This window comes from Aquabacterium sp. (genome assembly GCF_021768455.1).
In the GTDB taxonomy this organism is placed as follows: Bacteria; Pseudomonadota; Gammaproteobacteria; order Burkholderiales; family Burkholderiaceae_C; genus Aquabacterium.
This window is the reverse complement of record NZ_JAIZVX010000131.1, coordinates 1-12,233: the sequence shown is the minus strand read 5'-3', so window position 1 is coordinate 12,233 and position 12,233 is coordinate 1. Positions and strand designations below refer to the sequence as shown.

At 69.6% G+C, this 12,233-nt stretch carries 9 protein-coding genes; 8 read left to right on the top strand and 1 reads right to left on the bottom strand.

All coding sequences use genetic code 11. From position 1 onward, the window contains the following. The 8 genes from QZ994_RS15395 to gspF all read left to right on the top strand — a co-directional run. On the top strand, positions 1 to 596 hold a 596-nt coding region (locus QZ994_RS15395; protein WP_290873541.1), incomplete at its 5' end, for a general secretion pathway protein GspJ. 11 nt (positions 597 to 607) lie between these two features. Continuing rightward, positions 608 to 1,645 carry a type II secretion system minor pseudopilin GspK gene (gene gspK, locus QZ994_RS15390; RefSeq protein WP_290873538.1) on the top strand — a complete coding sequence of 346 codons (1,038 nt, stop codon included), beginning with the start codon at positions 608 to 610 and terminating at the stop codon, positions 1,643 to 1,645. Between the two features lie 127 nt (positions 1,646 to 1,772). Next, positions 1,773 to 3,032 (top strand): type II secretion system protein GspL, encoded by a 1,260-nt coding sequence (gene gspL, locus QZ994_RS15385; protein ID WP_290873535.1) that lies wholly within the window; start codon positions 1,773 to 1,775, stop codon positions 3,030 to 3,032. 35 nt (positions 3,033 to 3,067) lie between these two features. Continuing rightward, positions 3,068 to 3,577, top strand: coding sequence for a type II secretion system protein GspM (gene gspM / locus QZ994_RS15380; protein ID WP_290873532.1), 510 nt, complete (start codon positions 3,068 to 3,070; stop codon positions 3,575 to 3,577). A gap of 17 nt (positions 3,578 to 3,594) precedes the next feature. Further along, positions 3,595 to 4,530: a type II secretion system protein N gene (gene gspN / locus QZ994_RS15375; protein ID WP_290873529.1), complete on the top strand. Its 936-nt coding sequence runs from the start codon at positions 3,595 to 3,597 to the stop codon at positions 4,528 to 4,530. Between the two features lie 3 nt (positions 4,531 to 4,533). Beyond that, on the top strand, positions 4,534 to 6,834 hold the full coding sequence (gene gspD / locus QZ994_RS15370; protein ID WP_290873526.1) for a type II secretion system secretin GspD: 2,301 nt from the start codon (positions 4,534 to 4,536) through the stop codon (positions 6,832 to 6,834). A gap of 16 nt (positions 6,835 to 6,850) precedes the next feature. Continuing rightward, positions 6,851 to 8,275: a type II secretion system ATPase GspE gene (gene gspE / locus QZ994_RS15365; RefSeq protein ID WP_290873523.1), complete on the top strand. Its 1,425-nt coding sequence runs from the start codon at positions 6,851 to 6,853 to the stop codon at positions 8,273 to 8,275. Between the two features lie 12 nt (positions 8,276 to 8,287). After that, positions 8,288 to 9,508: a type II secretion system inner membrane protein GspF gene (gspF, locus tag QZ994_RS15360; RefSeq protein ID WP_290873520.1), complete on the top strand. Its 1,221-nt coding sequence runs from the start codon at positions 8,288 to 8,290 to the stop codon at positions 9,506 to 9,508. A gap of 61 nt (positions 9,509 to 9,569) precedes the next feature. On the opposite strand, the gene QZ994_RS15355 is transcribed toward gspF, so the two are convergent. After that, a partial coding sequence (locus tag QZ994_RS15355; RefSeq protein WP_290873517.1) for a penicillin-binding protein activator occupies positions 9,570 to 12,233 on the bottom strand: 2,664 nt, incomplete at its 5' end.

Genomic DNA, 12,233 nt, shown 5'->3' with positions numbered 1-12,233 from the left:
CGCTGGTGGAGGTGCTGGTGTCGCTGCTCATCCTGTCTGTGCTGGCCGCCACCGCCTGGAAGGGCATGGACGCCATCGGGCGTGCGCGCGAGGTGGCCGATGGCAAGCTGAAGGAGACCCTGCGCCTGCAGTCGGTCATGACGCAATGGGAAGCCGACATGGCCCAGGTGCTGGACACGCAGGTGGTGCCGGGCCTGGCATTCGATGGCGGTGCGCTGCGCCTGACCCGCAAGGCCCAGTCGGGCGTGATCGTGGTGACCTGGGTGTCTCGTGATGGTCGCTGGCTGCGCTGGGCCAGCCCGGTGGTCAGCCGGGTGGGCGATCTGCGCACGCAGTGGCAGCGCTCCTACACCTTGCAGGGGCGCGAGGCCGGCACACTGACCGCCTTGTCGGGTCTTGTGCAATGGCAGGTCTACTGTTTCCGCGGCGGCTCACTGAGCAACTGCCAGTCTTCCGGCAACGTGGCCGCAGGGACAGGCAGCACGGCGAGGGTGCTGTTGCCCGAGGCCATTCGCCTGTCGCTCACCCTGGATGAGCGCAGCGGCCTGCCCGGCAATGTCCAGCGCGATGTCATGCTGGCGCCCCAGCCGAACTGAGGTCCGAAGCCATGAGCCCCCCTCCCTTGTCCCGAACCCGGCTTCGCCTGGCCGACCGGCCCGCCAGACAGCGCGGCGCCGCCTTGCTGATGGCCATGGTCATCGTGACGCTGGTGGCGACCCTGTCGGCGACCATGGTCTGGCAGCAATGGCGGGCCGTGCAGGTCGAGGGGGCCGAGCGTGTGCGGACCCAGGCGCAATGGGTGCTGGTGGGCGCGCTGGACTGGGCCCGCCTCATTCTGAAGGAAGACGTGCGCAACGGCGGGGCCGACCACCTGGGCGAGGCCTGGGCCACACCCCTGGCCGAGGCCCGGCTGTCGACGTTCCTGGCGTCGGACAAGGACAACACCGATGACGCGCCCGAGGCCTTCCTGTCGGGCAAGGTCGACGATGTGACCGCTCACTACAACCTGCGCAACCTGATCGACGCCAATGGCGAGGTTGACCCGAAGGAGCTGAACGTGTTGCGCCGGCTGTGCGAGTACACCAGCCTGTCGCCATCGCTGGCCGATGGTGTGGCCCAGGCCTACCGCAAGGCCTGGCTGGCCCAGCAGGCCTCGGATGCGGCCGTGCTGGCCAAACTGGGGGGCGAACAGGCGCTGAACGCGGCACCGCTGATGCCGCAGTCCATGGACCAGCTGACCTGGCTGGGCCTGGACGCTGGCACCGTGGAGCGCCTGCGGCCCTACCTGACCTTGCTGCCCGATGCCTCGGGAGTGAACGTCAACACCGCGCCCAAGGAGGTCATCGCCGCCGTGGTGGACAAGATGGACCTGGGCACGGCCGAGCGCCTGGTGCAGGCCCGTCAGCGCAGCGCCTTCAAAGACCCGTCCGAGATCCTCAAGGTGCTGGGGGCCACCAGCCTGGACCTGGGGCGACTGCGGGTGACCTCCGACTTCTTCGAGGTGCGTGGCCGCCTGCGTCTGGAGGACAACGTCATCGAGCAGCGTCACCTGGTTCAGCGGGTGGGCACCGACGTGATCGTGCGCTCCCAGACCCGGTTTTCGGGGCTGGACCAGGGCGGGGCCCGGACCGGAGGGCTGCCATGACCCCCAGGCAAGCCCTCCCCTCAGATCGGTATCCGCCCCAGAAGGGCCGCTATTTCGCGCCTCCTACAATGCGGGAGCGCCTAAGCTGGCTGCAGGGCCTTCCTTTCCGACACATCCACCACCGGGCATGAGCATCCTCATCATTCAACTGCCGGCGCGCGCGCGCCTGCTGGCCGATGCCGAGAAGGCCGAAGGCACGAGCGCCTCGTCGGCGTCGAGGGAGTATGCCTACGTGCTCAGCGCCGATGGCACTTCGGTGGGCCGACAGGGGCGTTGCCCTGCGCCCATGCTGCCCAGGGCCGAGACCGTGGTGGCCGTCATGACCCCGCAAGACAGCAGCTGGCACCGCCTGACCCTGCCCAAGGCCCCCGCCGCCCGCCTGCGCGCGGCCCTGGCCGGCATGCTGGAGGAGGCACTGCTGGTCGACCCCGACGAGCTCCACCTGGCCGTGGCCCCGCTGGCCAAGCCGGGCCAGCCCACCTGGGTCGCCGCCTGTGACCACACCTGGCTGACCAGCCAGCTCATGGCCTTGGAAAAGGCCAAGGTGCGCGTGGAGCGCGTGGTCCCGGGGGTCTGGCCCGACGAGCCGGCCACAGCCTATTTCCACGACAACCAGGAAGGGGCCGACGGGGAGGCCGCCGGTGGCAGCGAGGCCATGCTGACCTGGTCGACCGCCGAGGGGGTGGCCACCTGGCCGCTGCAAGGATCCCTGGCGCGCGCGCTGTTGCCCGATCCGCTGCCCGCCCAGGCACGCTTCTTTGCCACGCCCGCCGTGGCCTCGCCCGCGGAGCGCTGGCTGGGGCGCGCCGTCGAGGTGCAAAGCCCTGCCGAGCACCTCTTGCAGGCTGCGCGCTCGCTGTGGAACATCCTGCAGTTCGAGCTGACGCCGCGCAGCAAGGGACGGCATGCCCTGAACGACCAGTGGCGCCGTTTCCTGAGCCCACAGTGGCGACCCGCCCGCGCGGGGCTGGTGGCCCTGCTCGTGACCCAGGTGCTGGGCCTCAACCTCTGGGCCTGGCACCAGCAGCGCGAGATCCGGCTCAAAAAGGCCGAACTGGTGCAGGTGCTCAAGCAGGCCCACCCGCAGGTGCAGGTCGTGCTCGACGCGCCCGTGCAGATGCAGAAGGAAACCGAGGCCCTGCGTGCGGCGGCCGGGCAGCCGGGTGACAACGACCTGGAGGCCCTGATGGGCGCCCTGGCCCTGGCCTGGCCGCCCGAGCAGCCCACCGGTGGCCTGCAGTACGACGGCAACAGCCTGGCCTTGCTGCCACCCGCTGGATGGGGCCCAGGTGAATTCGAAGCCTTGCGCAGCAAGCTGGCCGCCACGGGCGTGCAACTGGACGTGGCCGAGGGGCGACTGAGCGTTCGCCGCGCGCCCCGCAGCTGAGGCCCTGGCCCGACAACGCAGACACGATCACTTCCATGGACGCCTCTTCTCTTCAAGACCTGCGCCAGCAATGGCAGACACGCTGGTCCGCGATGGCCCCGCGTGAGCGCCAACTGCTCACCGCCGCGGCCTGGCTGCTGGGGCTGACCCTGCTGGTGCTGGTCGCCATCCGGCCGGCCTGGCGCACGCTGAGCGAAGCCCCGAAGCAGCTGCAGGCGCTCGACGCGCAGCTCGATGACATGCGCCGCCTGGCCCGCGAGGCCGAGTCCCTGCGGGGCCGCCCGCCTGTGCCGCCAGCCCAGGCCGAGGCCGCACTCAAGGCCGCGACAGACCGGCTGGGCAAAGGGGCGCAGCTGAGTCTGCAGGGCGATCGTGCGACCGTGTCGCTGAGCAAGGTGTCGGGTGCCGACCTGGCCACGTGGTTGGACGAGGTCCGGGCAGGTGCCCGGGCGCGGCCGGTGGAGGCCCAGTTGGGGCTGGTCGAGCCCGGCCTGTATGCCGGCAGCATCGTGTTGGCCCTGGCGCCGGGAGGCGCACCGCGCTGAGCGGGGCGAGGTCGCGCATGGCTGGCTTTTCATTCTTTTCCCGCCGCAGCCCTGCCTGGATGCAGGGGGCGGGTGCGCTCACCACCCGCTGGCTGGAGTCGACGCTGGAGGTGGCGCGCTGGGAAAACATGCGCAAGGCCGGCCGGCGTTGGGGCTGGTGGGGCGGAGGCCTGGGTGCCTTGCTGGGCCTGGTGGCCTACGCCCCAGCGCCGTGGCTGGCGCAGGCCGTGGCGTCCGGCAGTGGTGGGCGCGTGCTGCTGGCCGATGCCCAGGGCACCATCTGGAATGGCCATGCCGTCGCGGTGCTGACCGGTGGTGCCGGCAGCCGCGACGCCCGAGCCCTGCCTGGGCGCCTGCACTGGACCATGCGCCTGCAGGGCCTGGGCGTGAGCCTGAGCCTGCAGCAGGACTGCTGCCTGCCCACCCCGGTGGTGTTGGCGATCAAGCCAGGCTGGGGGCGTGTGCGGGCTGAACTGGGTCTGCTTGCCTCGCCCGACCAGGGCGCGCCGCAACCCATGGGGGGCATGCAGGGCCTGGGTCACTGGCCTGCGGCCTGGCTGAGTGGCCTGGGCACACCCTGGAACACGCTGGAGCTGGGTGGCGTGCTGCGCCTCGATGCCCAACGCCTGGCCTTCGAGTGGGTGCAGGGGCGCCTTCGCATCGAGGGGCAGGCGGCGGTGTCGCTGGACAACGTCTCCTCCCGCGTGACCACGCTGGAGCGCCTGGGCTCTTACCGCCTGGACGTGCGCGGCGATGCCGAGGGCCAGGCCCAGATGTCGCTCTCGACGGTGGACGGTGCCTTGCAGCTCTCCGGCACGGGCGGAGTCGGCGCGGGCGGCCTGCGCTTCCTGGGCGAGGCCACGGCGCGCGAGGCAGAGCGCGGTGCGCTCGACAACTTGTTGAACATCATCGGCCGCCGCACGGGCGACCGTTCAGTCATTTCGATCGGATAAGGCATGCGCACCCATCACCTGTTGACTCGTCCCCGCGCCACGGCGCTGGTCACGGCCCTGGCGCTTGGTTTCGGCCCGGGTGGCCTCCTGCCTGCCGTGGGCCTGGCGCATGCCGCGCCGGCGGCCGCGACCGCCAAGCGCGCGGAGAAGGCCGTGCCCTCGGTCACGCTGAACTTCGTCAATGCCGAGGTCGAGGGCGTGGCCCGGGCCATGGCCGCGATCATGGACCGCCAGATCATGGTGGACCCTCGCGTCAAGGGCAGCATCACGCTCTACAGCGAGCAGCCGCTCACGCCCCGTGAGGCCTACCTGAACTTCCTGGCTGCGTTGCGCGGACAGGGTTTCAGCGTGGTCGAGGTCGCCGGCCTGCTCAAGATCGTGCCCGAAGCCGAAGCCAAGCTGCAGACCGGCACGGTCGACGTGGGAGCGGTCAAGCGCTCGGGCGACCAGGTCCTGACGCAGATTTTCCGCATCCAGTACGAAAGCGCCAACAACCTGGTCACGGTGCTGCGCCCGCTGATCAGCCCGAACAACACCATCAACGCGAACGCCGGCACCAACACCCTGGTGATCACCGACTACGCCGACAACCTCAAGCGCATCGCGCAGATGATCACGGCGCTCGACGTGCCCATGGCCACCGACATGGAGGCCATCCCGCTGCAATACGCCATCGCCTCCGACCTGGCCCCGGTGATCCAGAAGCTGGCCGATGGTGGTGGGGCGGCCTCGAACGCGGCACCCGGTACAGCGGGGGGCACCGGGACCACGATGGTCCTGTCCGACCCGCGCACCAACACCCTGATGGTGCGCGCCCCGAATGCGGCGCGCATGAGCCTGGTCCGCAGCCTCATCCAGCGCCTGGATCGGCCGGGCACCAGCGGCCTGGGCGGCAGCGGCATCCACGTGGTCTACCTGCGCAACGCCGATGCCATCAAGCTGGCCCAGGTGCTGCGGGCGTCCTTCCCCGGCGCAGGTGGCAGTGCCAGCGGCGGGGCGTCCAGCGGTGGTGGCGCCTCGGGAAGCAGTGGTCTGCCCACGTCGAGCACGGGCCAGGGCCTGAACACGGGCAGCTCCTCCAGCAGCGGTGGCAGCTCGTCGCAATCGACCGCGCCGGTGGGCGCGTCGGCCCAGCCCTCCACGGGGGGCTTCATCCAGGCCGATCCGAGCACCAACTCCCTCATCATCACGGCCACCGATGCGCTGTACCGCCAGCTGCGCGCCGTGATCGACCAGCTCGATGGCCGCCGCGCCCAGATCTACATCGAGGCCATGATCGTCGAGGTCAGCGAGAGCAAGCTGGCCGCGGCCGGCTTCCAGTGGGCCGGTGGCCTGGGCAGCAGCAATGTGGTGGCCGCGGGCACCAACCTGGCTCAGGGCAGTGTGGCCGGGCTGTTCAGCCTGATCGGGGCCTCTACCTCGACGGCCGCCAGCGTGTCCGGCCTGAACATCGGCTTCGCACACAAGCTGGCCGACGGCACCTACAGCCTGGGCGCCCTGGCCAGCTTCCTCGAAACGAATGCCGATGGCAACGTGCTGTCCAAGCCGAACATGATTGCGCTGGACAACGAAGAGGCCAAGATCGTCGTGGGCCAGAACGTGCCTTTCGTGACGGGCTCGTACACCAATTCGTCGTCGACCAGCTCGGGCACGGTCAACCCCTTCACCACGGTGGAGCGCAAGGACGTGGGCCTGACCCTGCGTGTGCGCCCGCAGGTGGGCGAAGGCGGCACGGTGCGCATGACCGTCTTCCAGGAGAACTCGTCGGTCGACAGCTCGACCACCAGCTCCACCACAGGCCTGACCACCAACAAGAGCTCGATCGAGACCACGGTTGTGATCGACGATGGCGCCACCCTGGTGCTGGGCGGTCTGCTGAAGGACGACTTCAGCAACGGCGACAGCCAGGTGCCCGTGCTGGCCGACATCCCCGTGATCGGCAACCTGTTCAAGAGCCGCCAGCGGTCGCGCAAGAAGACCAACCTGATGGTCTTCCTGCGCCCGGTGGTGATCCGCAACCAGGACGAGAGCAACCGCATCACGCTGGACCGCTACGACTTCATGCGCCAGAAGCAGGCCGGCACCCAGCCTGAGCCCAGCACCGTGCTGAACAAGGTCAACAGCGCGCCCGAGATGGACCCGCTCAAGCTCAGCAATGAGTTGAGCATGCCCTCGGTGCGCCAGCCGCTGGACGACCCCAACGCGCCCCAGCCCAATGTGGTGATGCCGGCCGGATCGGGCTATGTGCCCAAGCTGGTGCCGGTGCCTGCACCCGTGCCTGTGGCCCCGGCCTCGGCCAAGTAAGGCAGGGAGACGCAGCATGGGCGCACGCCACCCCCTTCCTTATGCCTTCGCCAAGGCGCACAGCGTCTTGCTGGAGAGCGATGGCGAGCGCGCCATCCTGTGGGCCAGCGAGTCCGTGTCGCCGCAGGCGCTCTCCGAGGTGATGCGTTTGTATGTGGTGAACGCCATCGAGCGCGAGCCGGCCGACAGCCTGGCCCAGCGTATCTCGGCGGCCTACTCGGCCGGTGAGGGCAGCGCGGCCGCGGTGGTCGGCGAGGTCGAGTCGGCGGTGGACCTCTCCCGCATGATGCAGGACCTCCCCGCGGTGGAAGACCTGCTCGAATCCAGCAACGACGCGCCCATCATCCGCATGCTCAACGCCCTGCTCACGCAGGCTGCGAAGGACGGCGCTTCCGACATCCACATCGAGCCCTACGAGCGGTCTTCTGCCGTGCGTTTTCGGGTGGACGGCACGCTGCGCGAAGTGGTGCAGCCCAACAAGGCGCTGCATGCCGCGCTGATCTCCCGCCTGAAGATCATGGCCGAGCTCGACATCTCCGAGAAGCGCCTGCCGCAGGACGGTCGCATCAGCCTGCGCATCGGTGGCCGTGCGGTCGATGTGCGGGTCTCGACCCTGCCTTCCGCCCATGGCGAGCGCGCCGTGCTGCGGATCCTGGACAAGGGCGACGCCCACAAGTTCACGCTCGAATCCTTGGGGATGAGCGGCGAGTCGCTGGACAAGTTCAAGCGCCTGCTGCGCCAGCCCCATGGCATCGTGCTGGTCACCGGCCCCACGGGCTCGGGCAAGACGACCACGCTGTACGCGGGGCTGAGCACGGTCGATGCCGCCACCACCAATGTGCTCACCGTGGAAGACCCGGTCGAGTACGAGCTGGCGGGCATCGGCCAGACGCAGGTCAACGCCAAGATCGACCTGACCTTCGCCAAGGCCCTGCGCGCCATCCTGCGCCAGGACCCGGACGTGATCATGATCGGTGAAATACGCGACTTCGAGACGGCGCAGATTGCCGTGCAGGCCTCGCTCACCGGGCACCTGGTGCTGGCCACGCTGCACACGAACGACGCGCCCAGCGCCGTCACCCGCCTGACCGACATGGGCATCGAGCCCTTCCTGCTGTCGAGCTCGCTGCTGGGCGTGCTGGGCCAGCGCCTGGTGCGCAAGCTGTGTGTGCACTGCAAGCGCCAGGACGGCGGCGGCAAGTGGCACCCGGTGGGCTGCAAGGAGTGCGGCATGAGCGGCTACAAGGGCCGCACCGGCGTGTATGAACTCATGGTGGCCGACGATGAGATCCGGGCCCTGATCCACGCCCAGGCGGCCGAGGCCAAGCTCTTCGAGCACGCCCAGCTCAACGGCATGAAGACCATGCGCGACGATGGCGACCGCCTGGTGGCCGAAGGCGTGACCTCGCTGGAAGAGGTCTTGCGGGTCACCCGCGAATAAGGCCGCGCCACCATGCCCGCCTACCGTTTCGAGGCGCTGGACGCCAGCGGCAAGACCATCCATGGCCTGGTCGAGGCCGACAACCCCAAATCCGCCCGGAGCCAGCTGCGCGCGCAGAACATGGTGCCGCTCAAGGTGGACACCGTGTTGGTGAACGAGGCGCAGGGCGGCGGCTCGGCGCAGTTCTTCGTGCGCAAGGTCTTCAACGCCTCGGCGCTGGCGATCTGGACGCGCCAGCTCTCGGGCCTGGTCGTGGCCGGTCTGCCGCTGGAGCGCGCGCTCACGGCCCTGGCCGACGAAGCCGAAGACCCGCGCCAGCGCGAGCTCGTCTCGCACCTGCGGGCCGAGGTCAACGCAGGCGCCCCCTTTGCGCAGGCCTTGAGCGGCTCGCCGCGCGAGTTCGATGACGTCTACCGCGGTGTGGTGGCGGCCGGCGAGCAAAGCGGCCAGCTGGGCATCGTGCTCGACAAGCTGGCCACCGACCTGGAAGAGCAGCAGGCGCTCAAGGCCAAGCTGATCGGGGCGACGCTCTACCCGGCCATCGTTTCGCTGTTTGCGGTGGTGATCGTGGTGGCGTTGCTGGTGTTCGTGGTGCCGCAGGTGGCGCAGGTGTTCACCAGCAGCAAACGGGCCCTGCCCCTGCTCACCCAGATCATGCTGGGCCTGAGCGCCTTCATGCGTGGCTGGGGCTGGTTGCTCGGGCTGGTGCTGGCCGCGGGCTTCAGTGGCTTGATGCTGGCGCGGCGCAACGAGGGCTTCCGCCAGCGCTTCGACGCCTTCTGGCTGGGGCTGCCGCTGATCGGCAGGCTCTCGCGCGGCTACAACGCGGCGCGCTTTGCCGGCACGCTGGCCATGCTGGCCGGCTCGGGGGTGCCCATCCTGAAGGCCCTGCAGGCCGCGGCCGAGACGCTCTCCAACCGGGCCATGCGCGCCGACGCGCTGGAAGCCCTGGTGCAGGTGCGCGAAGGCGCCCCGCTGGCCTCGGCACTGGGCGCCAAGAAGCGCTTCCCCGGGCTGTTGTCGATGTTCGCCCGCCTGGGCGAACAGACCGGTCAGCTGCCGCTGATGCTGCAGCGGGCCGCCAACCAGCTGAGCACCGAGGTGCAGCGCCGGGCGCTGGCCATCGCCACCATCCTGGAGCCCCTGCTCATCGTGGTCATGGGCCTGGTGGTGATGCTCATCGTGATGTCGGTCATGTTGCCGATCATGCAGATGAACACCTGGGTGAAGTGAGGCTTTGAGCTGAGGCCTTGCGCGTGGCGCCACCAGCGGTCGGCCCAGGTGCCGCCGAGGCTCAGCCCTCTGAGAGCTGGTGTCGGATCGCCAGCAGCAGGACTTCGGCCCGGAAGGGCTTGTGCAGCACGGGCACGCCGCTGGCCTGCAGCTGCTGCAAGGGCACCGAGCCGGTGTCCCCGGTGATGACCACGGCGGGCAGCCGGGGGTGCAGGGTCCGCGCCATGTGGATGGCCTGCAGGCCGTTGCCGTCTTGCAGGCGGTGGTCGGTCAGCAGCACGTCGACCGACATGATGCGCTGCAGCAGCTCTTCCAGGTCCTCCAGCGAGCCGACTTCGCTCACGTGGGCGCCCCAGGCCCGCAGCTGTTCGCGCAAGGCGTGGCGCAGGATTTCGTCGTCGTCGAGCAGGACGATGTGGCGATCGGCCAGGGGCCGGGCCACTTTGGGCGGCATGGTCGCGATGTGCTCGCTCATGTAGCCGTCGTGGTGCTGGCGGCCCTGGGCCATCGGCACCTTGATGCTGAAGCAAGAGCCCATCCCCGGGCGCGAGCGCAGGGTCAGCTCGCAGGCCATGAGCCGGGCGGCGCGCTGCACGATGGCCAACCCCAGGCCCAGCCCCTTGGCCTGGTTGCGCTCCGGGTTGCCCAGCTGGACGAAGTCTTCGAAGATGCGCTGTTGGTCGGCCTCGGCGATGCCCTGGCCGCTGTCCCACACCTGGATCAGCAGGTGTTCGCCACGGTGGCGCACACCCACCAGCACCCCGCCGCGCTGGGTGTAGCGCAGGGCGTTGCCCACCAGGTTGCGCACCATCTGCTCCAGCAGCACCGGGTCGGACCAGGCCACGGCGCGGGTCGGGTGCACGCGCAGGCTCAGGCCCCGCAGGCTGGCGGCCTCCTGTTCGTGGCTGAGGATGCCGCGCAGCATGGTGTGCAGGTCGACGGCCTGCCAGTGCGGCTTGATGGCGCCGGCATCCAGGCGGGAGAGGTCGAGCAGGCCGTTGAGCAGGCCTTCCATGGCGCGCACGGCTTCCATCAGCTTGACGGTCATGCCTTGCAGGGGGCTGTCGCGCAGGCGGTCGCGCAGCAGGCTGGAGAGCAGGCCCACCGCGGCCACGGGCTGGCGCAGGTCGTGGCTGGCGGCGGCCAGGAAATGGCCCTTGGCGGCGTTGGCGGCCAGCAGTGCCTCGGTGCGCTCGCCCACGCGGGCCTCGAGCGCGACGTTGAGCGCTTCGGTGCTGCGGGTGAGTTCCACGAAGCGGTGCATCAGCACGATGCCGTAGCTGGCCAGGGTGATGGGCGTGGCCAGGGGCAGCCAGTAGGTGTGCATGACCGACACCAGGCCCTGCATGCGCAGGTAGTCGTGCACGCCCGCCACCAGGGAGACGGCGATGCCCAGGATCATGCCCATGGCCGAGACCCGGTTGAACCGGCGGTGCAGCTTGAGCAGCAGGGCCAGCGTGGGCAGCATGAGCAGGAGCAGCACGGGGTAGAGCAGGCTGCGGGCCTCGGCCAGCAGCCCCTGTTGTGCGGCCACGCCGGCCACGAGGGGAAAGCCCAGCAGCACGGACCAGAGCACGCGGCGGAACCAGGGCCAGCCCTGCTCGGCGATCGCCATGGCGAACGCGCCCAGCAGCACGGTGGCCGTGGTCTGGGCCGTGAAGTAGAGCCAGGCGCTGAGGTCGGGGTGCAGGGTCGGGCCGTGCACGATGTAGTAGCTGCAGTTGCGCACCGACACCACCACGCACAGCATGCCGAGCATGCCCATGCCGAGTTCGCTGCGGCGCCGCCACCAGATCAGGATCAGGAAGAGGGCGAAGGCGGCGGCCACGATGTTGATGGCCAGGGGCAGGTCCTGGGTCAGGAAAGACTGGGCGGTGAAGCCCTCGTCCAGCGCGGTCATGGGGCCGATCATGGGCGCCGACAAACCGCCCATGCTGCCGTAGCGGGCCTCGATGGTCAGGCGGTTGACCCCATCCTGCAGCAGGCTGACGGGGAACTGCACCATGTAGGCCAGGGGGCGCCCGGTGGGCTCGCCCTCGGGCACGCTGATGTGAATGAGCTGGCCGTTGACCCAGATGCGGTGCTGGAAGCTCAGTCGGTCGACCCGCACGGCCCAGGTCTGCTGGGCCAGGCCGCCGGCCAGGGGTTGCCGGAGCACGAAGCTGGACTCGTAGCGGGCGACGCCCTTGCTGGGGATGCCACGGGCGGCCCAGGTGTCGGGCAGGTTCACGTCCTGCCAGGCGCTGCCGGCCTGTGCCGGGGTGGGCATGAAGCGGAAGCGGTGCGCGGTGAACTGGACCAGACCGAGGTCGCCCTGCTTGATGAACAGGGGCGCGAGCGCCCAGACCGCCAGCGACAAGGCCAGGGCCAGGCTCAGCCAGCCGCCCATGTCGTCGTTGGCGTTGCTTTGCAGCTGCTCGGGTGGCAGGGCTGCGACCAGCGTCCAGATGGCGTCGTTGTTGGCGCTCAAGGCGTCGCCTTGCAGCAGCGGGCCCATGAACACGCGCTCGCTGGCGGCGGCGAGGGTCTGGCCATCGGCTTCCAGCGCGCGGGCGCGGACGGTATGGGTGCGAGTCTGCAGATCGACCGGCATTTCACCCAGGTGCTGCAGGCTCGGATGATTCAGCGCGGTCAGCGCAGCTTTTGGCTGACTGCGTCCCAGCGCGAGTTCGGCCGAGAGGGTATTGGCGTAGATCTGCTTGTCGGTCTTGAGCTGATCCATCTG